This is a genomic window from Adlercreutzia caecimuris B7 (genome assembly GCF_000403355.2).
Classification (GTDB): Bacteria; Actinomycetota; Coriobacteriia; order Coriobacteriales; family Eggerthellaceae; genus Adlercreutzia; species Adlercreutzia caecimuris.
This window is the reverse complement of the sequence record NZ_KE159646.1, coordinates 2,858,855-2,880,490: the sequence shown is the minus strand read 5'-3', so window position 1 is coordinate 2,880,490 and position 21,636 is coordinate 2,858,855. Positions and strand designations below refer to the sequence as shown.

The following is a 21,636-nucleotide window of genomic DNA, read 5'->3' as shown; positions in this document are numbered from 1 at the left end:
GATAATTAATCTGACAGCGCAGTAAGGACAGTTCTCCTGGAATTCAAAGCCGCCTGGAGTCCGCCCACGTCTACTGAGCTTCCCTTTGATAAAGCAGACCTTCCACAAAGACAAGATCTTCCTCGGGAAAATACCGGTAGATGATATCGAAAGGATCGATAACGACTTTTCTTACTTCCCTACCGAAACGACGCACGACAGATTCTGGCAGAATTCTCGAACCCATCTCAGGCACAAACGCAAGCAATTCTATCTTTTCGAATATTTCGTTGCGCTTTGACTCAAGACGAACCTTGAGCATGCCCTCAACGAAGGCCTCCGAAAAATCGATGTCAGCCATTTTGAAGCCTCTTGCCTATTTCGCACTTAACAGCATCGATGCCATGATAGACACGACCCGCTTCACGGTCAGCCTCCGCGCGCTCGAGAAGGGAAATAAGCTCCTGCTCGTAGAGTGCATCCCTCACCGCTTGGGCCTTCTCTTCGGCGAACACCTCTTCCGAACAGAAAACATAGGCCGCGTTTCCATTCTCGGTGATGTGCACTACTTCACGACTTCCGCGTTCCTTAACCTCTCGCTGCTTGCTTTTGAGAGCAGCGAACGAATAGATCGGGGTTGTGCGAGGCATGTCAACAACTGGCAAGGGCATGATTAACTCCCTTCAAAAGGTATCGATTCAAGTACTCATATTCTATTCGAATTCGATACCACTTTCAATCATCAAGAGGATTTCAATTTTCGCTATCCAGCCCTGACGGTTCCAATTAGTTTTCACATGCGCCACTCTATTGAGGAGGCGACAACGGGGTCAAGCTCCCAAAACCCCTCTTCTTCGTCACCTTCGTCATCGCCTTCGTACTCGCAATACCCTTCTCCGTTCAAAACCAAGAGCGCCTTTTCCGCATCTTCTTCTCGAATCGATCCTTTGCGGATGCGGACAAAATGGCCATCGAGACCGATCAGCTTTGCGTCGTCTACCGCTACATAATTCCGAACCGAACAGGGATGCTGCGCCAAATACAACCGTATGGCATCTTCTCTCTCCAGGGAATGGCTACGTGAAAGAGCGCCCGCGAAATGCCCGTCGAGTCCTCTGAGCTTGAGCAGGCACCGAAGATTGTCGTCCTCGTCGTAAAAGCGCCAACTACTCGATATGACAATACGCGCATCCCCCTCTTCTGCGATACGCCGGACACCTTCGACGGCCTCGTTCGTCCAATCTCGCAGGGCAGCAGCTATATCATCATTTCCCACGTGGAGAAATCCTTCGTCTTCATAGTTTTCCGCCGCCCATGTCCTCAATGCGCAAAATTCATCCAATGGCATCTCATGGCTTTTGTCGTAATCAGGCTGCATGACACCATCAAAATCAAGAAAGAGCACGTTGTGCGTCGGAAAGCCCTTGACTATCTCCAGCGTAAGGGGATCGCGCTCGCCGGCGTAGTGGCGATTCAGGACGGCAGGGAACTCCGGGGCATCGCTCACCAGCTCGAAGAGCGTGCAGGAGGAGCGCACTTTCAGGGCGTCGATAGGTCCGAGCACGGCCTCGGGGTCGTCCCCCGGCAGATCGAGCAGCGCTCGGGCCGCCTCGCGCAGACGGCTCCTCAGCACCTCGTCGGCCAGGTAGGCCTCGGCCTCTTCCCAGCTTCCGATACCGTAGTAGTCGGCCGCCCAACTGAACCCGAGACCCCGCACTTGCGGGAAGACGAACCAAATCCAGTGCCCTTGCTTGCAGCCGGCCCGCAATTCCGCCAACGCCTGCTCGTAGATGCCACCAGCCTGCGCTTCCAGAAAACGACCGATGTTCAACTCGTCGCGATGCTCCGCCATGTCGCCACCTTCCCACGTCCCTCAATTCCATCGAAGACCACGCTACCGCATATCGACGCCCTTGAACGTAGTCGCAATAGTCCGATTTTTGCAATACACCCCGAGCTCAAACGCATTCGACCCTGGAATCAGGCTGCGTGTTTGTAGGGCTGTCAAATATTCTTGACGAATTGGCGGTTTGGCGGAATATCAAAGATTCTTGATATCTACCCCTTGAGCAGGTCGCCCACGCCCTCGTTGAAGCCCTCGGCGAAGGCGCTGGGGATAACCACGGTGCCCTTGCCCTCGCGCAGCGACTCGTTCAGCAGGTGCATGGTGCGCAGACGCCCCACGGCCTCGGGGCCGCCCACCAAGTCCTCCATCTCGGCCAGGGTCTCGAAGACGTCCTGCTCCGCCTCCATGAGGATAATGCGGGCCTTCTTGCGCTGCTCGGCCTGGGCCTCCAGGCTCATGGCCTCTTGCAGCTCGCGAGGCAGCAAAATGTCGCGCACCTCCACCGACAGCACGGTCACGCCCCAGGGCGCCGTCTTCTCCTCCAGCACGCGCTTGAGCTCGCGGTCCAGCTGCTCGCGGCGGATGGCCACCTCGGCGGCCCCCGCCCGGCCGATGGCGTCGCGCAGGGCCGTTTGGGCCGCCATCTCCACAGCCCGGGTGAAATCGCCCACTTCCAGGCAGGCCGCCTTCGCGTCCCACACGTGCCAGAACAGCACGGCATCCACATCCAAGGGCACCAGATCGGCCGTGAGCGTCTCCTCGGCGTAGAAGGTGGTCACCCGCATGCGCGTGTCCACCCGCAGGGTATTCGCCTCCACGACGGGCCACGTCCAGAACAGCCCCGGGCCCGACACGCGGTTGAAACGGCCCAGGCGCAGCACTACCACCCGTTCCCACTGCTGGGCAACATGGCAGCTGGCCGTCCCCAACGCCGCCGCCACAGCCGCAACCGCAATGCCCGGCAGCGTGACGACGCCCGCCACCAGGCCACCGAGGCCCAACGCCACGAGGAACACCGCGGCGAAGAGCACTGCCGAGAACAGGAGCACCCCGGCATTCGACGCCCGCTCCTCCACCACCTGCGTGGAGGCGTCGGGCGCCACGCGAAAGCGGCGGCTGCGATTCTCGGACGGGCCGGCCTCGTTTGACTGCCTGCGCATCGTTCTCTCCTTCTCCCTTTCCTTCTCCGCCCCTGCGCCAAATTCGGACTCTGGACGGTCAAAACGTGCGCGCCGGGCGCGCCGATCAGGCCTCTTGCGCCGGCAAGGTGCGCTTCGGCTCGAAGTCGATGATACGGGCCGCCACCTCGCCCCGCTCGCGGGCCTCCTCGTGCTTCAGGCGCTTGATCTTGCGGCCCATGGCATGCTCGATGTCGTCGTAGTCCATGCCCATCTCACGGCACGAGGCGATACACTCGTCGAGCACCGCCTCTACTTCGGCGCGGCCCTCGCCGCCCTCTTGCGCCACCATGTCGGTCACGAACACGCCGCGGCCGCGGGTCGATTCCAGATACCCGTCGGACACCAGGCTCAGATAGGCCTTGTTCACCGTGTTGTAGTTGATGGAGATCTCCGAGGCCAAGCCGCGCACCGTGGGCAGCTTGTCGCCGGGCTTGAAGTAGCCGTCGTTGATAAGGTAGGCGATGCGGTTGCGCAGCTGCACCCACAGGGGCACGTCGCTGGATTCGTCGATCTCGAAGGGAAACATGGGGGCCTTTCTCTTGAGGGCGGTTAGAGCAAGCTCACGGCGGCGGGCACAAGAGCAGCGGACACAATGGTTGCGCGCAAACAAGCGCCCCCGACGAGGACACCTGTCGCCGATGCCAGAAACGCGGTCTGTCCGGACAGCGTCGCCAAGGAGGCGCGGGGCGAACTGAGGGCGCACGAGGCGATCGCATCGATGGCCAGCGGCACAACGAGCCCGACGGCCACCAAGCCCACCCAGAATGCCAACGCATCCGGTCCCGCAAGCAGCAGGCGCACCGAGGCAAGGGCGGCGGCATCGGTGGATGTCGCATTCGCATCTGCCGACCCGGCGCCCGCCGCCGCACATACGGCAACCAGCCAAGCCGCCAGAACCAGCGCCTCGACAACGATAATCAGACCGTCGATGCGAACGAGCATGCGCAGCACGCTTGCGAAAGCACAGGCGCTTCTCCCCAGTATCGCGCTGGCCAGCACCAGCGCGATGCCGCACGAGAGGCTCGAAAGCACGAACATCACCGGCAGCCACAGACTGTGCCATAACGGCACCGAAGCCATACTCGAGAGCAACAGCCCCGTGTAGGCCATGGTCACAAACGAGACGACGGCCAGCAATACGCCCAGCACACGAAAAGCCGCCAGAGTGGCCGGCAAAATCCCGCGCCATGCAAGAACGGCCAAAACCCCGAGCCCAAAGCACGCTGAAAGGGACCACGCCCCTAAAACAAGATAGTTCGTCGGCTCGGAAACCGCGAGCAGCACCAGCCGATCGGGACGTCCCGCATCGGCCGCAAGGCAGATCATTCCCAGTACGAGCACCGCGACGCTCGCGGTAAGCCCCGTTCCGAAAAAGTGCCCGTAGGCCCGGGCGCGCTCGTCAAGAAAACGCGACGTGGCGCACAAGCGCAGCTGATCGCCGTCGACAAGCAGTCCCGCAACGGCCATAACCGCGCAAGCGCCGGCACCGGCGCCCCCGAGAAACAGGTAGGCCACGACCAGCTCGCTGAACACAGACCTCCCCTTTCTCGGCACCCGCCCGCGCGGAACCTTTCCTTGGAGGCCAGATTATCATAAGACAATTCAATTGACTACCGATGTTGCGGGATCCACGATTCCGCATCCAGCCTACAGCAGCACCTTCACGCCGAAGTAGGCCAACACCACGATACCCACGATGATGCGGTACACGCCGAAAGCGGTGAAGTCGTTCTTCTTGATGTAACCCATGAGGAACTTGATGGAGATGACCGACACCACGAATGCCGTCACAATGCCCACGACGAGCACGGCTATCTCGGTGGCGGTCATGGCCAGACCCACGGCCAGGATGTACTTGATGAGCTTCAGCACGCCCCAGCCGAACATGACGGGAATGGCCAAGAAGAACGTGAACTCGGCCGCCGCCGTGCGCGAGCAGCCGCAGAGCATGCCGCCGATGATGGTGGAGCCCGAGCGGCTCGTGCCCGGAATGATGGCGAGCATCTGGAAGCAGCCGATTTTAAGCGCCGTCTTCCAGTCGATCTCGTCCACGGTGCGCACGCGGAACAGGGCGGCCTCGGCATCGTCGCCGTCATCGCCCGGGCCCACGGGCAGCGGCCGCGCATGGGCGCCCCGAGAAGCGCGCGGGCCGCGGGACGCCAGCCACGCCGCCTCGCGCTTGCGGTTGCGCCGCTCCAGCAGGATGAACACCACGCCGTACACGATAAGCGCCACCGCCACCGTCCAGGCGTTGTAGAAGTACTCGTTGAAAAAATCATCCAGGGTCAGGCCGATGGCCGCCGCCGGAATGCACCCGATGGCCACCATGCCCCACAGCCGCCACGTGCCGCGCTTCTCGGGCGCCGTCTTGCGAGGCGAGAAGGGGTTCAGCTTGTGGAAGTACAAAATGAGCACGGCCATGATGGCGCCGAGTTGGATGACCACCAAGAACAGCTCGAGGAACTCAGGCGACACGTTCAGCTTCACGAACTCGTCCACGAGGATCATATGTCCGGTAGAGGAGATAGGCAGCCACTCGGTAATGCCCTCCACCACGCCGATGAAGAACGCTTTCAGAATCTCGATGAACATATCCATGGGAACGCTCGCACCTTTTCAGTCTCGGTTTCGATCGCAGCCCCGTGCAGGCCGCCCTATCCTGCGCCCGCACTCGGGCGCATCGCCGCAAAATCCTAGCATGAACGGGCAGGCGTCCCTCCACTTCCCGAGAAAGTCCACGTTTGGACAACCTCACGGACACGGCTCGACCCCAGATCCGCCGCGGCGAGCCCTTTGCGCTCTCGCCGCATTCTCCCCGTATGAGGCCGCCTTCCGCGCGCAATCGGCCCCTTTCCTCCCCTTGAAACGGGTGCGGGCGCCGCAACATCCCCGCCTGCGGCCCTCCCGCGGCCCCTTCCTTTACGGCAACCTCGCCGCTGGGTAATCGCTTGGGAAAGCCGACGGCGCAGCCGGGTAGGGCGACCGTCGCACTACTATGATCGGAGATCCCGATGGCCCAGGAGAAAGCCGCCGCTTGCGGGACGAAGTGCCCCTTTGCCCCGCATCCGCAACCTTCCGCAGCGCAGACGTGCGCCCCTTCGGCTCGGGGGCACCGCGAACCCCGGCGTTCGCATTCTCGAAGACAAAGGAAGAGCCATGAGCAGAACGACTCCGGTCGCCAGGGCGACCTTCACGCACCTCCACACCGACCTCCGTGGCGCGCCGCCCAGGCCAGCGTCTGCGCCCCGCTCCCTCCCCTACCTCATCGGGGCCCTTACCGCCTTCGGAGCGGCGTGCGCCCTCGGCGGCGGCGCCTGCTCCATTGCGCTGGGCAATCCCGCTTCCACCGACGCGCTGCACCTCTCCTTAATAGCCGGAGCCCTCGCCTGCGCCGCCGGCTTTATCGCCATCGGGATCATGCTCGCCCTGCGCCAGCGCGACCTGCGCCGCCAGGAGGTGCACCTCGCAAGTCGCGCCGAGCTGATACGCCGCGAGCTTGACGCACTCGGCCTCACCCCGCGCGAGACGACCATCGCCGAGCTCATCTTGCAGCACCGCAGCTACGACGAGATCGCCGTCATGTGCCGCCTGTCGCCGCGAACCGTGCAGTTCCACGCCTCGAATATTTTCCGAAAAGCCTACGTGACCCGGCGCCGCGAATTCGAGCGGATCATGCTCGCCGACGAGAATCGCCCCGAGCCCTACGAGCGCATCGCCCGTATCCGGCCATCGGCGACCGAACACGAGAGGCAGGCCTGATCGCGCCGCCCACCGCCCGCGCGCCCCTTTTGCAGCCGTCCCGCAAAAGGAGACGCCGGCCTCGGCGATGATGAGGCAACCGTCGAGGCCGGCAACGGCACCGACGATCCGACCCGCCCGCACGACCACGAAGGCGCCATGAACCGAACTGCCGACACAGCGAACCGTCCCGCCGCCATCCACGAGATGCACGGCCGCGGACTCGACCACCCGCAAGACACGTGGGTCGTCAACATGGAGGCCACCGCCGCCCTCCTCATCGCCTTCGGCAGCCTGCTCGCCTTCGCCGCCTCCTTCGGCGCCATTCCCGAAGGCGGTATCGCCGAATGGGCCATCGACTGCCTCTTCCCGATGCAGTTTCCCCTCTTCTACTTCGCGAGCGGGTATTTGTACCAGCGCTATCGCAGCGTGCGCACCCGCAGCGCCTGGATGGCCAACCTGCGGCGGGAGGCCGTCATCTTGCTGGTGCCCTTCGCTGTCTTCACCGTGCTTGCCCTGGCCGCGAGCACCGTCACGGGCGGCGCGCGCGTCTTGGACGGCGCCACGCTTCTCGATGCGCTCCTGGCTCGCCCCATGGAGCCCCTCGGCTACCTCTACACCTCGCTCATCCTCTACGCCATCACTCCCACCGTGATCAGCCGCCGCAATGCCCGCGGCCTCCTGTTTGCCGCGCTTGCCTGCAAGCTCGCCATCGTCGCGGCGCTCTCGCTGCCCGGCAGCGCACCGGCTGCCGCCCAGCTGCCCTACGCCGTCGTGTCGGTTGCCGAGAACTGGATCTGGTTCGCCACCGGCATGGCCGTCTCCCTGTTCGGTGCCCTGCCGCTGCTGCGCAGCCGCGAGAAAGCCTGGGCCCTCGGCTCGCTGTGGATCGCCGCCAGCGTCATCACCTTCATCGCCGGCTGGCTCGGCGAGGCCTCCCACGCCCTTCTGGATGCCATCGGCATCTTCTGGTTTGCCTCGCTGTTCTCCTCGGCATTTCGCTCTGGCACCCAAAACGCCTTCTACGGTTTCGCCACGCGCTACACCATGGCCTTCTGGCTCGTGGGGCCCATCGCGCTGAAGCTGACCGTCGCGGGGCTGTCGGCATGCGGGCTGAGCGTCAGCGCCGCCCCCTGGCTCTGCTTTGCCGCGGGCCTGGTCGCCTGCTTTGCCGCACCCGTGCTCGTAACAGCCGCACTCGAGCGCTGCGGCAAGGCCGCCGCCATCATCTACCCGGCCCGCTATCTGGCGCCACCCCCGGCGATTATCGTGAAGAAGGGTGTGAGCTGAGATGCCGCGAAACCTCGCCGCGGCCGGGCGGCACGGGACGGCCGACGCCGCCGAGGCCGGCAAGCCGCCCGTTGAGGACGAGCAGTCCTTTCCCACCCACCTCGCCCCGTTCGCCTCCATGACCGACGGCGAGCTGCGCGACCCCAAGCAGCTGGTCGGCCTCGCCCGCGCCTGCGATGCCGACGCCGATCCGGACCGACTGGCCGACGGCTTGTTCATCGCCGAATCGGTCAACGTGATCGCGCGAGCCCTCGACGCCGGCTGCACACCCTTCGCCGTGCTCACCGACAAGCGTTGGGAGCGGGCAGCAGCGCCGCTCCTCGCGCGCATTCGCGCCGCCGCGCCGGCCGCCCCCGTCATCGTGGCGCCGACCGAGGAAGTGCGTGCCGTCACCGGCTATCGGGAGACCCGCGGGCCCCTGTGCTGCTTCCACCGTCCCCCGCGTCCGGATCTGGCCGCCCTGCTGACGCGCGCCCATCGCGTGGCCGTGCTGGAGGACGTCACCAACTACACGAATATCGGCGCCATCTTCCGCAGCGCCGCAGCCCTCGGCATCGACGCGGTGCTGCTGACGCCGGCCTGCCACGACCCGCTCTTCCGCCGCGCCTCCCGCGTGTCCATGGGCACCGTGTTCCAAGTGCCCTGGGTGCATCTGGAAGGCGAGCGCACCTGGGCGGCGCAAGGTTGCGCTCTTCTGCGCGAGGCAGGTTTCGCCACCGTAGCGCTCGCTTTGACCGACACAGCCCTCCCCATCACCGACGCGCGCCTGAAATCGGCTGAGAAACTAGCGCTCGTCCTCGGCACCGAGGGCGACGGCCTGGCTGCGGACACCATCGCCGCCTGCGACATGACCGCGCGCATTCCCATGGCCCACGGCGTAGATTCCCTCAACGTGGCCGCCGCAAGCGCCGTCGCCTTCTGGGAAACCCGCTGGGAGGACCGAGGGCAGGCTAGCCGCGAGAGGTAGGGTATCCGAGCGATTCGGCCAATCCGACCACTGCAGTGAGGATAAGCGAAGACGCCACGATGAGCCCCCACCCCGCCAAGCGCTTGCGGGCGCGCGTGGTCAGACCGAACCGCGCGAACAGCTTCGCGAAAAGGGAGTCTCCCATCCACAGGCAGGCCGCGCCTCCGAAGAACAAGAGGCCGAACGGCCAGAAATACAGCATCCGCAATCCCAAGGGCCACGTCGCCGTATCGCCCGAGGAGCCGAAAGCGCAGAGCACCGACACCAACGCGAACAGGCCGCACACGATAACGGCGCTCACGGAACGGACCGTCCACACCCTCCCCGACCCGAAAGGAGCCTTGGACGTCGGGGCGTCCGCAGCCTCAGACGTCGGCGGGGAAGCTGCCGGGGCCAGAGCCGAGCCGCCATGGGACAACAGCGTCCCGGCAGGGCCTCGCGTCTCTGGCGCCATCGGCACCTGCGCATGCGCCGATGGCGCGGCGGCAGGCGCCGGCACCGCCGCAGCCCCAGGCTGCTGAGCCATCGCGGCCATAAAGGCCGCTCTCAGCTCGCGCACCGTTTGGAAGCGCGCCGCGGGATCGAAGGCGCAGGCCCGTCGCAATACCGGCTGCAGCACCGAGGGCACGTCCGGCTCGGTGAAGCCCGCAGTTGCCACCTGGGCATCCGGATCGCGTTCGGTCACCAGGTAGTACAGCAGCATGCCCAGCGCGTAGACATCGCTGCGCACGTCGGTCTGACCGTAGCCGAACTGCTCGGGCGGCGCATAGGAGCGGGTGCCGAAGTGGGTTGTATCGGCGCCGGCCCCCTCGCGGAAGCTGCGGGCGATACCGAAGTCGATGATCGTGAGGCCGCCATCGCTCACGATGATGTTGCTCGGTTTCAAATCGCGGTGGATGAGGGGCGGGGCGAACGCCTCGTGCAGCTCGATAGCCCCGTCGCACAGAGCCGGGAACACCGCGCAGGCGAGCGCCGGCGAGGCATCCTGCTCGTAGACCAGGTCGCGCAGTGTGCGGCCGCCCACAAATTCCATGACCACCACCAAGTCGCCGTCGCGCTCGTGCACGTCGTAAATGCGGGGCAGGTGGCGGAACCGCCGGCCGGCACGCTGGGCTTCCATGATCAGACCGTAGGCGCTCCCGAGCGGCACCTCCCCGCTGATGCGCTTGCGCACGAACGGGCCGAGCGCCGCGTCGTTGGCGCCCATAAAGAAGACCACCTCGGTGGTCTCGTGCGCACTCGCCTTCAAAACACGGTGGACGCGGTAGCAGTCGTCCCGTGCGAGGGCTTCCAGATATGTCGCCAGCGGATCGTTGCTCATAGCCTCTATGGTACCAAAGGCCGCCTCGATTGCCGACCATGCGGCGTCCGAGGCGGCCCGATTCCAGTCCGAAGCGCCTCTAGCCGATCGTCGCCTCCCCGAACCGGTACAGTTCCTCTTCGGTTTTCTGCAGCGCATAGCCATGGCTGATAGCGAAGATGATAATGGCATCGCGACGGTTCTTGCAGTACAGCTCGTTGACCCCTCCCGCCTGCAACAGGCGGTTGGTCTCGCGCAGCGTCAGCCCCAAGGCGAAGGCGATCTTCAACAGGTTGTCTCGCGAGGCCCGACACGTGCCGGTGAAAATCTGATAGCCGAAGGTCTCGTTCAGTCCGGCGTCGCGCACCACGGCGGCGCGCTTCAGGCCGCGGGCCTGAAGCAGCTGGTTGAGATAGGCCGACAGGTCGCGCGGGCGCACCTCGGGCTTCTTGATGAACGCCCGCGGATCGGACGCATCCAAAAGCTCAGCGAGCATATCTTCTGTCAGCGGCTCTTCCACGCGCTTCTTTCTCCTCTTCCGTGCCATGGCGCCCTCTGCACCTTAAGGGCGACGCGGCCCGCAGGGACCGCGCCGCCCACCATTGTGTCGCATTGACGCCGTTACTTCAAGGAGAACGTCTGCTCGGCGAGCAGCATCTCATCGAAGCTGAAGAGCTCGGTCACTTCCACCGTCACATCGCTCTCGCCTTCCAGGTTGTAGCCGATCTCCACCGTGGACGACGAACCGGGCTTCACATCCTTCATGTACTTCTCCGAATCCCAATCCGACCCAATGGCGGTGTTCAGCTCGACGCCGTCCTGGAACGCCTGGGGACGCAGGGCCACCGCGAAGCTCGTAGCCTTCTCGCTGTTGTTCGTGAAGGTGTAGGTGACCACCGCCACCGGCGCGCCGGCGTAGTCCTCGGTCACGCGGCATCCGTCGATGGTCACCGCGTAATCGGAAGCGGGCTCGTTCTGCTGGGCCTCGGCAGCGGCATCGGCGCTGCCTGCCGCGTCAGGGGCGCCCCCGGCAGATCCCTGCGTCTGCTCGGCAGCCGGCGCGCTCGCGCCTGCCGCGGCATCCGCAGAAGCGCCCTGGGAGGAGCCGCCGCTGTACATCGCCGCAGTCACCAGCAGAGCGAGCACGCCGAGCACAAGGCCGGCGATGGCGAGGCCCTTGCCGGCCTTGGCGCCCTTCATCGTCTGGACAAGCCCGATGATCCCGAAGATGATAGCCAGCAGCACGAACGGGAACGACAGCAGGTTCAGCAGCGGCACAAATGCGCTGAACACCGCGATGATCCCCAACACCAATCCCGTCACGGCAAGACCGGACGTCGGTTTCTTCTCCATAATGATTCCCTTCTTCTCATGGATATTTCACCTCGTAGGCTTGAAGAAGGGTATCGGTTCTCGGCGGCAGTTTCATTAGCTGCCAGCTAAGGTTAGGCATAAAAATCCCGAGCGCTGCCCAGGCGCTCGGGACTGGCAAGGACCTCGAAGCGCACCTCCCGCGGGCTCTCGCAGCAAGGGCACAGGCCCCGGTGCCGGCCGGCGCCCCAGCCGGCATCTCGGCCGTCACCCCGGCCGCGGCCCCGCCGCGGGAGCGGACTCTAGCCCAGGTCCACTTTGGTGCGAACGAGATGGGCCGCCAGGGCCAGACCGCCCACGGCCACGCCGATGTTCGCGAGCGTCTGCGCCAGCGACACCACCGTCAGGGCGACATCCCAGTATGCGACGCTGCCGGCCATGACCACAACCCCCGCGATGGAGAAGACCAGCGCGATCGCCCATCCCGCGGCCAGGTACACGCCCACGGCGGCGGCCACCTTGTGGCGACGCGCCCACCAGGCACCCAAAGTCAGGCTGCAAAATGCCAGACCCAAGGCATAGGCGCAGGTCACCAATGTGTTCACGATACCACCCAACACGCTGGCAACATCGCCGTCGGCTACGAACGCGCCCCAGCCCCCCATAATGGAAAGCACCCCGGCAACCGCGCCCACCTCGCCGCTGATTGCCAGTACCATCAGGGCATACATCAGCAGCGCCACAAGAGAGAACGCGGCAAGCAGCAGATAGGCAACCCAGAACTTCGCCATAATCAGCGTGCCCGCGCGCACGGGCAGGGTAAGGGTCAGGTAACCCTCGTCGGTGAACATCGTGCGGTAGAAGCGCATCGCCACGAACACATAGAGCGCCGCTGCAGCCGCCCACACGAGAAAGCCGCAGAACAGGGCCGCCATGAAGAGCGCCACCGTGGCGTTGCCGGACATCGGCGCCGCCACGGCGCCGCTGCCGCTCCTCGCCACTTCGCTGAGCATCTGGGTCGCGCCGAGACAACCGATTCCAGCCGCGCCCGCGACTACCATAACGGCGAGCATAACAGCCGCGGGCTTCCAGAGGGCCCGCAGCTCGTAAGCCATCAACTTGCCTAGCATCGGAACTCCTCTCGGAAGTAGGCGTCCAACGTCATGCCCTTCTCCTGGACCACATAGCCCACCGGCGCATGCAGAAGCATCGTGCCGTAGCGCAGCAGGATAAAGTCGTCGAGCACCGATTCCACGTCGCGCACGAGATGCGTGGAGAGGATGATGGTAGATGCGGGCCGGTAGCCTTTGATGATGGTCGAGAGCACGTAATCGCGCGCCGCCGGGTCCACGCCGCCGATGGGCTCGTCCAGCAGGTACAGCGCTGCCTGCCGCGCCATCACGAGCACGAGCTGCACCTTCTCCACGGTGCCCTTGGAAAGCGCCGAGCAGGGAGCTGCCGCATCCACCCCCAAACGCGCCAGCATATCGTGGGCCGCCGCCTCGTCGAAGTCGGCGTAAAAGTCGGAGAAGTAGGCGACCATATCGCGCACGCGCATGGAGCGCGAGAAGTACGGCCGTTCGGGCAGATAGGACACGACGGCCTTGCTCTGGGGGCCCACAGGCAGCCCGGTCACGCGGATATCGCCCGCCGTGGGGTGGCTCACGCCCGCAATCATCTTGAGCAATGTGGTCTTGCCCGAGCCGTTCGGGCCGAGCAGACCCACGATGCGCCCTGCGGGCACTGTTATGCTGAAACGGTCGAGAGCCACGCTGCCCCCGTAGGCCTTGGTGAGATTCTGGCACCACAGCACCGGGGGCGGACAGGCGGCAGTCGCAGAAAGCGGCTGCGGCCCAGGCTGAGCCGACGGACGGGACGGGGGCGGGGACGCCGGCGCAGCCGAGGGCAGGGGCGCCGGCGCCATGGCGGATGGTTGCTCCACAACGGCCTCCTTCTCTCAGGAACAGATGGGGCCATTCTAGCGCAACCGGCGATGCGCGATCTCAAGCGCGCTCGAAGGCCCACAAGTTAGCGCACTGGGACAGCACGCGCTGGACATCCCACGTGCGCGCGCTGTTGGCCGGGCTGTTGGGATCGTGGATGACCAGGTTGCCGTCGTCGGCCACCCCCGCCACCACGATGAAGTGCCCGGTGTCGGTGAAGTCGCCAGGACGCACGCTGCAGATGACCGGATGCCCCGCCTCGAGCTCGGCGACGATCCGGCTCTCATCCGCGGGCACCTCGTGGGAGGAAAGACCCAGCTCGGCAGCACCTTCGCTCATGAGGCGCCAGGCCGTCAGGCCGTCTTCCACGTAGCCGCCCTCTTCGCTGAAGGCGGCCATGGCGGCCGGATCCCGGTCAGTCTTGCCCGTGAGGGCAATGTAGACCATGGCCAAGCTTGTCGGACCGCAGCCCGATTCCCCCACATTAGCTCCGGCGTAGGGAGCCGCACTATAGCGGGGGTCTATCTGATAGAGGAAGGGAATCTCGCCGGCACGCCACTGATCGACCGGCGTGCTCGCCGCCGCGGCGCCTTCGTCCGAGACCGCCGGCCCGGGCACCGCGGCACCAACGGCCGGCTCATCGCCGGCATAGATGCCGACGAGCTGAAACGCGGCAATGAGCAGGAACACCGCCAGGCACAGCGCGCCCACCAGCGGCACGAGGCGCAGCCCGTCGCGCACCGCGGGCGCGGGCGCCGGAGCGCCGACACCGCGGGAGAGAGAGCCGCTCGCGCGCCGCCGCGAAGGCGCGGGGCGCGGCGCCTTGGCGGCACGGGAGCGCACCCAGGCTTCGCGGCCATAGGGGTTCTCGGCATGGCGCGATGCGCACGACGCGGGCCGGGCGGCATCTTCATAGCACGGGGCGGAATCCATAGGGCATCCCTCCAAAGGGCAAGGGGGCGATCATCGAGCACATCAACCTTATCGAAGGAGTCGCTTACACGTCCCATAGCAAATGCTGACGATTCCGGCAGGGACCTTAACTTTTTCTGAAGCCCCGCTTCGCCGCCCGTTCTCGGGCTGCGAAGCGCAGGCGAATCGTGTACCATGGGACCTATGGAGAAACGCGCCCACATATTGGTTGTCGACGACGAGCAGGCCATCGCCGACTTGGTGGTGAACCTGCTGGTGGCCGAGGGTATGGACGCTCTGGCCTGCTATAGCGGGCAAGCCGCCCTCGACATGCTCGCCCGCACCCCGTTCGATCTGGCCATCGTGGACATCATGATGCCCGGCATCGATGGTTTCGAGCTGTGCGTGCGCGCCCGACAGATGCGCGACATTCCCGTTATCTTCCTCTCGGCGAAGGACGAGGAAGCCGACCAGGTGGTGGGCTTCACCTTGGGTGCCGAGGACTACGTCACCAAGCCATTTCGCCCCCGCGAGCTGGTAGCCCGGGTGAAGGCACGGCTGCGCCGGCGCGCCGCAGCTCCCGCCCCAGCCGACGCCACCCTCATCACCGCCGGCGCCATCGAGGTGGATCTGCGCACCCATCTGGCCACGCTCCACGGCGAGCCTCTGCACCTCACGCCCAAGGAATTCGCCATCCTGGCCCTTCTGGCCCAGTCGGCCGGCTCGCCGGTCTCGGCCGCCGACCTGTTCGAGGGAGCCTGGCACGAACGCTTCGACGATGCCGCGGCAAACACCGTCATGGTGCATATCCGGCGCCTGCGCAAGAAGCTTGCCGACATCGACGCGTCCACAGCGTTCATCGAGACGGCCTGGGGCGTAGGCTACAAGCTGCGCGGCGGCCCCGGAGCCGACGTCTATGGCGCTTAGGAGCGAGCAGGCCCGCGTGCTGCGCCGCCGCGTGCTCGGTGGCCTCATTCGCAACCTCGTCCTGTTCACCGGCGCCTTCGCCTTGCTGTGCGGGGCCGTTCAAACCTTCGTCGTGCCCTCGATGGCCGACTACGTGGCCAACTCCACCTCCTCCTGGCACACCCTGCCCTCTTCCGAGCAGTACACCCAGGCCCTTGCCGACGAGGGGCTCTCGATCGAAGACGGGGGGATCCACGACATGTGGGTTGACGAGTTCGTCCAAAGCGGTTATTCCGCCGACGAGGGCACCGCTGCGAAAGTGCAGGACGAGATCGACGAGATGCAGTACGCCCTGGGAGAATTCCTCGCCGCCGAACAAGCCAACGACAAGCAAGCGGCCGTCGACGCAGCCGCCAAGGCGGTCAAGGCCGCCCAGGCCCAAGCGGAGAAACTCGGCCTCGTCGATCCCGTCGCCAACGCGAGCGCAGCAGGAGGCGGGGTCGTCTTCGACGAGAACGCGTCCGCGGCAACGGATAAGTCCCTCTTCGTCGAAACGGCGAAAGACGGGGAAGCACCCGAGGACACCGGCGAAAAGACCGACGCGGAGAGCGGAAACAACACTGCCGATGCCGATTCGGCGCTCCCCCCGCTTCTCGACTACCGCACGATTCTGAAAGCCGAGGGGATCGAGCCCGACGACGCGAGCGCCGCCCAGGCCATGGCGGCCCTGCGAACCACGGCCACCATTCTCGAGATGGGACTTTCGCTAGCGGCGTCCTCCCCGCATCTGCCCCCCGATACCACCGAGGAGGATGCCGTGCGCATCCTCGTGGCCGCCGCCACCGTAGGCTACGCCCAAGCCGACCTGGACGACCTTCTCGGCCGCGCCTATCGTCAGTCGCAGGCGCAGGCCTATGATGCCTGGGTCGCCCTCACCCCGGCCGAAGAGGCCCAAGCCCTCGGCGTCAACGACGAGCACCCCGTCTGGCAGGTCATCCAAGACGAGAACGGCACATACTCCATTCGCGACATATCCACCTACACGTTCATCAAGTCGTTCAAGCTGCCACTCATTGTCATCGCCTTCGTGGCGGGGTGGCTCTTCATTATCCTTCGCTCGCTGAACAAGTCGCTGCGCTACTTCGACGAGCTGTCGGGGGCTGTGGCCACCCTGCTCACCGATAAGGAAGCCCCCCTCGAGCTGCCGGCCGACCTGTCCATCGCCCGCAACGAGCTGGCGGTCATCCGCTCTCAATCGCTTGCCGACGAGCGGGCCGCCCACGCTGCCGAACAGCGCAAGAACGAGCTGGTGGCCTACTTGGCCCACGACATCCGCACGCCGCTCACCTCGGTGCTCGGCTATCTTGACCTGCTGCGCGAGACCACCGATTTGCCCCGCGACACCCTGCGCAAGTATGCCGATGTCGCCTACACCAAAGCCGAGCGCTTAGAGCAGCTCATCAACGAGTTCTTCGAGATCACCCGCTACAACTTGTCGGCCATTCCCATCGAGCGCGAGACCGTGGGCGTGCGCCTGTTCTGCCAGCAGGTGGCCGAGGCCTTCTTCCCCGAAGCATCGGCCCGCAACATCCGCATCTCCATCGATGTGACCGGCGCCGACACCTTCTTCATCGATCCCGACAAGCTGGCCCGTGCCCTCGGCAACGTGCTGCGCAACGCTGTGGCCTACGCCGACGCGAACTCCACCATCGCGCTGGCGGCCCGCCAAGATGGACGCCTCACCACCATCACCGTAGCCAATCGCGGCCGGGAAATATCCGAGGCGCACCTGGAGTCCATCTTCGAGAAGTTCTACCGCGCCGACGGGGCCCGCACCACGCGCTCGGGCGGAGCAGGGCTCGGCCTGGCCATTGCCCGGGAGATTGTCGTAGCCCACCATGGCACCATTGAGGCGGCCAGCGAGCGCGGCATCACCGTGTTCACCCTGAGCATCCCCACCCGCGGCGATGAAGAGGCACTGCGGGGAAGAGCCGGCACGGGCGCGAGCGCAGCGTCGATCCCGGCCGCGGCCTCGACGTCCGGGCCGATTTCTAATCGCCCGGGCCGCCTTTCCCAGCGCACAACCGCTATGCCGCATGGATCGCGGCCGGCCCCAGCACGACCCGACAGGCCCGCGGCTTTGCCCCGACAGCGGCCCGCGGGCGCCCCATCCTTTATGCACCCCGGCGAGCGCACGGAGCCGCCCCGCTCCGACGCGCAGCCTGCAGCACCTGGACGCATCGGCGAGCGGATGGCTACGCGGCGAGGCGGGGCGGCTCCGTTAAAACCTCGTTACACCGCAGCCCCCTCCGCACCCACCGCTTCGCGCATGAACGATAATAGGCCCCGTTCCAGAAGCAGACACGCAAGGAGGCAACCTTGAACCCCATTCGCATTGGCATCCTCGGCTACGGCAACCTCGGACGCGGCGTTGAGCTCGCCTGCGCCGCCAACCCCGATACCCAGTTGGTCGGCGTGTTCACCCGCCGCGACCCCGCCACCGTGCATCCCTACGGCGAGAACGTGGCCGTGTGGTCCGCCGACGAGCTGGCCGCCCATACCGGCGATATCGACGTGCTCGTGCTGGCTGGCGGCAGTGCCACCGACCTGCCCGAGCAGACCCCGGCGGCCGCCGCGCTCTACAACGTGGTGGACTCCTTCGACACCCACGCGAACATCCCCGAGCACTTCGCCGCCGTGGACGCGGCTGCCCGCGAGGCCGGGCATGTGGCCGTCATCTCCGTGGGCTGGGATCCGGGCATGTTCTCGGTGAGCCGCGTGTACGCGGGCGCCATCATGCCCAACGGCGCCGATTACACCTTCTGGGGCCGCGGCGTATCCCAGGGCCACTCCGACGCCATCCGCCGCATCCCCGGCGTGGTGGATGCCCGCCAGTACACCGTGCCCGTGCCCGCCGCCCTGGAGGCCGTGCGCTCCGGCGCGAACCCCGATCTGACCACGCGCCAGAAGCACACCCGCGAGTGCTTCGTGGTAGCCGCCGATGGCGCCGACACCGCCGCCATCGAAGAGGCCATCGTCACCATGCCGAACTACTTCGCCGACTACGACACCACGGTCACCTTCGTGAGCCAGGAGGAACTCGACCGCGACCACGCCGGCATCCCCCACGGCGGCTCGGTCATCCGCACCGGCACCACCGGGGCCGCAGGCGAGAACACCCATGTGATCGAATATTCGCTGAAGCTCGATTCCAACCCCGAGTTCACCGGCAGCGTACTGGTGGCCTGCGCCCGCGCCTGCGCCCGTATGGCCGCTGCCGGCGAGACCGGCTGCCGCACCATCTTCGATATCGCCCCGGCGCTGCTGTCGCCCCTCACGCCCGAGGTGCTGCGCGCCACCATGCTGTAGACCGCAGTACCCCGCCTCCGCGAGAGCACGCTCAACGGCCCGCGCCGCGCGCCCGCCCCACGGCCGTCTCGCCCGTGCCGCGTGCTCTCGCTTCACGGCTGGAGCGCCCGCCCCATGACCGTCGCGCCCGTGCCGCGTGCGCACACACTTCGCGGCCGCGCGCTCCATCTTCGCAGCAATCGCTGCGCCGCTTTCCCGGCGGGTCGCCACTCGGCGGCCCGCTTTTCACTTGGAATCCAACGCTTTCCTCCGCGGCAGAATCCGAAAACGCCATTTTCGTGCAGTAAACTCCGCGAAGTAGATGCAGTACCCGTCCGAGCGGGCGCCCACAGACACCGTCTCCGAGAGGCGTTCTGCATTTCCCCTGGTGAGCAACAAGACGTGCAACCGACCCACCATGACAGATCGAGCCTGACATCTATTTCGCGGAGTTTACTGCACGAAAACCGCACTTAAGGAAGCACGGGAACTCACACCGGAGCGATGCGATAAGCTCCGCGGCTACGACGGGCCGCCGCGCCCCGCACCTACTGGCGCACCGCCACACGCGCGTCATCCGCCCCACACCTACTGGCGCACCGCCGCGCCTCGCACCTACTGGCGCACGGCGAGGCGCACGTCATCCACCTCGCGGCCGGCATCAGGGTCGCGGAACACCGCCATATCCACTCGCCCGGCCTGCTTGGCCACGATGGAGGTGACCACCGCATCCCCCGTGATGTTCACGGCCGTGCGGCACATATCCAGAATGCGGTCGATGCCCATGATGAGCGCGATGCCCTCCAAGGGCAATCCCACGGCATCGAATACCATGGACAGGGTGATAAGTCCCACCGAGGGCACCCCGGCTGTGCCGATGGAGGCCAAGGTTGCCGTGGCAATGACCGTGGCGTACTCCGCCGGCCCCAAGGGCACGCCGAACAGCTGGGCCGTGAACACCACGGCCACGCCCTGCATGATGGCGGTGCCGTCCATGTTGATGGTGGCGCCGAGCGGAATGGTGAACGACGAGATGCGCCGGTCCACCCCCATCTTCTTCTCCAGCGTCTCGATGTTCAAGGGGATGGTGGCATTCGAGGTGGCCGTGGAGAAGCCGAAGGCGGCTACCGAGAAGAACTTTCGCAGGAACATGAGCGGGCTCATGCGGGCGAACACCCACAGGAGCACCATATAGGTCACGCCGAGCTGCAGCACCAGGGCCGCGAGCACGCCGCCCATGTACTTCACCATGGGCAGGAAGGCCTCGAAGCCCACGTTGGCGAAGGTACGGGCGAGCAGGCAGAACACGCCCACAGGCGCCACCTTCATAACGAGCGAGGTCATCTCCATCATGATGTCGTTGAACTGCACGAAGAAGCTGTGCACCGTTTCCACCCGCCGCCCGAGCCGAGCCAGCACAATGCCCACGAACAGGGCGAAGAAGATGAGCGGCAGCATGTCTCCCTGGGCGAGCGCTGCCACGGGGTTGCTGGGGATGATGTTGAGCAGGGTGTCCATGGTGTTCGCCGTGGCCGCCTCGTCCAGCGGGGCCGCATCGGCGCTATCGGGCGGGGCGGCCAGCGACGAGAGATCCACGCCCTCGCCGGGGTTGATGAGATTGCCCACCCCTAAGGCCAGCGAGATGGCCACCGCCGTGGTGAGCAGGTACAAAAGCAGCGTCTTCAGGCCCACCGAGCCCAACGTCTTCGTGTCGATGGCCGCTGCCCCGCAGACGATGGAGCAGAACACAAGCGGCACCACGAGCATCTGCATGAGGCGGATGAACCCCTGGCCCACCAGGTAGAACACGCCGCCGATCAGAACGTCGTCGCGCACGGCGCCGGCGGGCACCGCATAGTGCAGCACCGCACCGCACGCAAGCCCCAGCACGAGCGCCAGAAGAATTTGGCTCGTGAGGCCCAAGCGCGGCAGGCGGCGGCGCCCATCGGATTCTTCGGACTCTTCTGACGGCTGCAGATGATTGGTGAACTCCATAGCGCGCTACCTCACCAGAAGGTCTTGGGCGGCAAGGTAGGTGCGCAGGTCGTCCTGCCAGGCGGGCATGGTGAAAATGCCCGTCATGGTGAGCATGAGGTTCGCAAGGCGCACAGTGCGTGCCGCCGCCGGGTCGCTTTCGGGTACGAGGCAGCTCTCGGAAAGGCCCGCGAGACGCAGGACCTCGCGAGCGAAATCGTAACGGCTCGTCACACCTCTATCGGCGGCGTGGAACAGCCCGTACTCCTCGCTCTCGATGAGGGCCACGATGCAGGCGGCAAGGGTCGTCACCGAGGTCGGCGAGGCGAGCTGGTCGGTGGTCACGGCGAAGGGCGCACCCGTGCGGGCGGCCATGAGCAGCGAATCCAACCAATAGCCGGGTTCGGCGCCGTAGATCCAGTCGGAGCGCACAATGACGTGCTTGGGGTTCAGCTCGCGCACGAAGTTCTCGCCAGCGATCTTCGACTTGGCGCACACGCTCTCGCGCGGCGGCGTCGCGTCGAACTCGTTGCGCTCGCCGCCCTGGTCGGCAAACACGTCATCGCAGGTCAACTGCACGATGGAAGCCCCCACCGACCAGGCAGCGGCGGCCAGGTTGCGGGCGCCCATGGCGTTCACGCGGTAGGCCTCCACCGGATGCGCCTCGCAGGCGGCCTCATCGGTCATGGCGGCGCAGTTGATGACGATGTTGGGCCGGTTGACCGCCACGTACTGGAGCACCGCCTCATGGTCGGTCACGTCCAGCTCGGTATCGGTGGTGATGATGACGTAGTCGCCATGATCGAGCAGCCGCTCCACGGCCTGCCCCACCCGCCCCGAAGCGCCGGCGATCCAGATAACCTTCCGCGGTCCCATATGCATAGCTGCTCCCATCGACGAACGTTGCCGAAAACCCAGCATAAACGAACGGGCCGCCCCTG

The 21,636-nt window shown here is 65.6% G+C and carries 21 protein-coding genes; 6 read left to right on the top strand and 15 right to left on the bottom strand.

Translation table 11 applies throughout. The features are described 5' to 3' along the window. Positions 1-70 precede the first annotated feature (70 nt). The 7 genes from C811_RS15295 to C811_RS15270 all read right to left on the bottom strand — a co-directional run bounded on the left by C811_RS15295 (position 71) and on the right by C811_RS15270 (position 5,598). Positions 71-340, bottom strand: coding sequence for a hypothetical protein (locus C811_RS15295; RefSeq protein WP_016310623.1), 270 nt, complete (start codon positions 338-340; stop codon positions 71-73). Next, positions 333-650: a hypothetical protein gene (locus C811_RS15290; protein ID WP_016310622.1), complete on the bottom strand. Its 318-nt coding sequence runs from the start codon at positions 648-650 to the stop codon at positions 333-335. The genes C811_RS15295 and C811_RS15290 overlap by 8 nt, the downstream gene beginning before the upstream one ends. 122 nt (positions 651-772) lie before the next feature. Next, positions 773-1,831 (bottom strand): DUF1810 family protein, encoded by a 1,059-nt coding sequence (locus C811_RS16390; RefSeq protein WP_016310621.1) that lies wholly within the window; start codon positions 1,829-1,831, stop codon positions 773-775. 206 nt (positions 1,832-2,037) lie between these two features. Then, positions 2,038-2,985 (bottom strand): slipin family protein, encoded by a 948-nt coding sequence (locus tag C811_RS15285; RefSeq protein ID WP_016310620.1) that lies wholly within the window; start codon positions 2,983-2,985, stop codon positions 2,038-2,040. An 85-nt stretch (positions 2,986-3,070) separates the two neighbouring features. Next, positions 3,071-3,532 (bottom strand): GntR family transcriptional regulator, encoded by a 462-nt coding sequence (locus C811_RS15280; RefSeq protein ID WP_016310619.1) that lies wholly within the window; start codon positions 3,530-3,532, stop codon positions 3,071-3,073. 23 nt (positions 3,533-3,555) lie between these two features. Next, positions 3,556-4,539, bottom strand: a complete 984-nt coding sequence (nrfD, locus tag C811_RS15275) for an NrfD/PsrC family molybdoenzyme membrane anchor subunit (RefSeq protein ID WP_016310618.1) — start codon at positions 4,537-4,539, stop codon at positions 3,556-3,558. A gap of 114 nt (positions 4,540-4,653) precedes the next feature. After that, a complete protein-coding gene (locus tag C811_RS15270) occupies positions 4,654-5,598 on the bottom strand; it encodes an undecaprenyl-diphosphate phosphatase (RefSeq protein ID WP_084811620.1) in 945 nt (314 codons plus the stop codon). A gap of 564 nt (positions 5,599-6,162) precedes the next feature. Here C811_RS15270 and C811_RS15265 point away from each other — a divergent pair. From C811_RS15265 to C811_RS15255, 3 genes are all read left to right on the top strand, one after another. Beyond that, complete coding sequence (locus tag C811_RS15265) at positions 6,163-6,765, top strand: helix-turn-helix transcriptional regulator (RefSeq protein ID WP_016310616.1); 603 nt, start codon at positions 6,163-6,165, stop codon at positions 6,763-6,765. 138 nt (positions 6,766-6,903) lie between these two features. Continuing rightward, entirely contained in the window at positions 6,904-8,034 is a 1,131-nt protein-coding gene (locus C811_RS15260; RefSeq protein ID WP_016310615.1) for an acyltransferase family protein, read from the top strand. Positions 8,035-8,152: 118 nt separating this feature from the next. After that, a complete protein-coding gene (locus C811_RS15255; protein WP_051127521.1) occupies positions 8,153-9,001 on the top strand; it encodes a TrmH family RNA methyltransferase in 849 nt (282 codons plus the stop codon). Here C811_RS15255 and C811_RS16115 read toward each other — a convergent pair. From C811_RS16115 to C811_RS16990, 6 genes are all read right to left on the bottom strand, one after another. Continuing rightward, positions 8,985-10,322: a serine/threonine protein kinase gene (locus tag C811_RS16115; protein ID WP_016310613.1), complete on the bottom strand. Its 1,338-nt coding sequence runs from the start codon at positions 10,320-10,322 to the stop codon at positions 8,985-8,987. The two genes, C811_RS15255 and C811_RS16115, sit on opposite strands and share 17 nt — an antisense overlap. Before the next feature lie 79 nt (positions 10,323-10,401). Beyond that, on the bottom strand, positions 10,402-10,848 hold the full coding sequence (locus tag C811_RS15250; protein ID WP_016310612.1) for a helix-turn-helix domain-containing protein: 447 nt from the start codon (positions 10,846-10,848) through the stop codon (positions 10,402-10,404). A 74-nt stretch (positions 10,849-10,922) separates the two neighbouring features. After that, positions 10,923-11,654 (bottom strand): DUF5067 domain-containing protein, encoded by a 732-nt coding sequence (locus C811_RS15245; RefSeq protein ID WP_016310611.1) that lies wholly within the window; start codon positions 11,652-11,654, stop codon positions 10,923-10,925. A gap of 260 nt (positions 11,655-11,914) precedes the next feature. Next, complete coding sequence (locus C811_RS15240; RefSeq protein ID WP_016310610.1) at positions 11,915-12,742, bottom strand: hypothetical protein; 828 nt, start codon at positions 12,740-12,742, stop codon at positions 11,915-11,917. Continuing rightward, on the bottom strand, positions 12,736-13,554 hold the full coding sequence (locus C811_RS15235) for an ABC transporter ATP-binding protein (RefSeq protein ID WP_016310609.1): 819 nt from the start codon (positions 13,552-13,554) through the stop codon (positions 12,736-12,738). The genes C811_RS15240 and C811_RS15235 overlap by 7 nt, the downstream gene beginning before the upstream one ends. 61 nt (positions 13,555-13,615) lie before the next feature. Then, the gene (locus C811_RS16990; protein ID WP_016310608.1) at positions 13,616-14,488 is read right to left on the bottom strand and encodes a C39 family peptidase; all 873 of its coding nucleotides are present in this window, start codon (positions 14,486-14,488) and stop codon (positions 13,616-13,618) included. Positions 14,489-14,671: 183 nt separating this feature from the next. Between C811_RS16990 and C811_RS15225 the strand changes: the two genes are divergently transcribed. Genes C811_RS15225 through C811_RS15220 form a run of 3 tightly spaced genes read left to right on the top strand, consistent with a single transcriptional unit; the run spans position 14,672 to position 18,742 of the window. After that, positions 14,672-15,394, top strand: coding sequence for a response regulator transcription factor (locus C811_RS15225; RefSeq protein ID WP_022926701.1), 723 nt, complete (start codon positions 14,672-14,674; stop codon positions 15,392-15,394). Next, positions 15,384-17,756 (top strand): sensor histidine kinase, encoded by a 2,373-nt coding sequence (locus C811_RS16110; RefSeq protein WP_016310606.1) that lies wholly within the window; start codon positions 15,384-15,386, stop codon positions 17,754-17,756. The genes C811_RS15225 and C811_RS16110 overlap by 11 nt, the downstream gene beginning before the upstream one ends. Next, complete coding sequence (locus C811_RS15220) at positions 17,753-18,742, top strand: diaminopimelate dehydrogenase (RefSeq protein WP_016310605.1); 990 nt, start codon at positions 17,753-17,755, stop codon at positions 18,740-18,742. Before C811_RS16110 ends, C811_RS15220 begins: the two co-directional genes overlap by 4 nt. Positions 18,743-19,336: 594 nt before the next feature. Here C811_RS15220 and C811_RS15215 read toward each other — a convergent pair. Further along, positions 19,337-20,716 (bottom strand): dicarboxylate/amino acid:cation symporter, encoded by a 1,380-nt coding sequence (locus tag C811_RS15215; RefSeq protein ID WP_016310604.1) that lies wholly within the window; start codon positions 20,714-20,716, stop codon positions 19,337-19,339. A 6-nt stretch (positions 20,717-20,722) separates the two neighbouring features. Further along, entirely contained in the window at positions 20,723-21,577 is an 855-nt protein-coding gene (locus C811_RS15210; protein WP_016310603.1) for an SDR family oxidoreductase, read from the bottom strand. Positions 21,578-21,636 lie beyond the last annotated feature (59 nt).

Excerpts from the sequence above, each read along its gene's own strand:
- C811_RS16115 (WP_016310613.1), bottom strand. The coding sequence starts at position 10,322 with ATGAGCAACGATCCGCTGGCGACATATCTGGAAGCCCTCGCACGGGAC.
- C811_RS15290 (WP_016310622.1), bottom strand. The coding sequence starts at position 650 with ATGCCCTTGCCAGTTGTTGACATGCCTCGCACAACCCCGATCTATTCG.
- C811_RS15270 (WP_084811620.1), bottom strand. The coding sequence starts at position 5,598 with ATGTTCATCGAGATTCTGAAAGCGTTCTTCATCGGCGTGGTGGAGGGC.
- C811_RS16990 (WP_016310608.1), bottom strand. The coding sequence starts at position 14,488 with ATGGATTCCGCCCCGTGCTATGAAGATGCCGCCCGGCCCGCGTCGTGC.
- C811_RS15295 (WP_016310623.1), bottom strand. The coding sequence starts at position 340 with ATGGCTGACATCGATTTTTCGGAGGCCTTCGTTGAGGGCATGCTCAAG.
- C811_RS15260 (WP_016310615.1), top strand. The coding sequence starts at position 6,904 with ATGAACCGAACTGCCGACACAGCGAACCGTCCCGCCGCCATCCACGAG.
- C811_RS15245 (WP_016310611.1), bottom strand. The coding sequence starts at position 11,654 with ATGGAGAAGAAACCGACGTCCGGTCTTGCCGTGACGGGATTGGTGTTG.
- C811_RS15210 (WP_016310603.1), bottom strand. The coding sequence starts at position 21,577 with ATGCATATGGGACCGCGGAAGGTTATCTGGATCGCCGGCGCTTCGGGG.
- C811_RS15250 (WP_016310612.1), bottom strand. The coding sequence starts at position 10,848 with ATGGCACGGAAGAGGAGAAAGAAGCGCGTGGAAGAGCCGCTGACAGAA.
- C811_RS15215 (WP_016310604.1), bottom strand. The coding sequence starts at position 20,716 with ATGGAGTTCACCAATCATCTGCAGCCGTCAGAAGAGTCCGAAGAATCC.
- C811_RS16110 (WP_016310606.1), top strand. The coding sequence starts at position 15,384 with ATGGCGCTTAGGAGCGAGCAGGCCCGCGTGCTGCGCCGCCGCGTGCTC.
- C811_RS15265 (WP_016310616.1), top strand. The coding sequence starts at position 6,163 with ATGAGCAGAACGACTCCGGTCGCCAGGGCGACCTTCACGCACCTCCAC.
- C811_RS15285 (WP_016310620.1), bottom strand. The coding sequence starts at position 2,985 with ATGCGCAGGCAGTCAAACGAGGCCGGCCCGTCCGAGAATCGCAGCCGC.
- C811_RS15255 (WP_051127521.1), top strand. The coding sequence starts at position 8,153 with ATGACCGACGGCGAGCTGCGCGACCCCAAGCAGCTGGTCGGCCTCGCC.
- C811_RS16390 (WP_016310621.1), bottom strand. The coding sequence starts at position 1,831 with ATGGCGGAGCATCGCGACGAGTTGAACATCGGTCGTTTTCTGGAAGCG.
- C811_RS15225 (WP_022926701.1), top strand. The coding sequence starts at position 14,672 with ATGGAGAAACGCGCCCACATATTGGTTGTCGACGACGAGCAGGCCATC.
- C811_RS15240 (WP_016310610.1), bottom strand. The coding sequence starts at position 12,742 with ATGCTAGGCAAGTTGATGGCTTACGAGCTGCGGGCCCTCTGGAAGCCC.
- C811_RS15280 (WP_016310619.1), bottom strand. The coding sequence starts at position 3,532 with ATGTTTCCCTTCGAGATCGACGAATCCAGCGACGTGCCCCTGTGGGTG.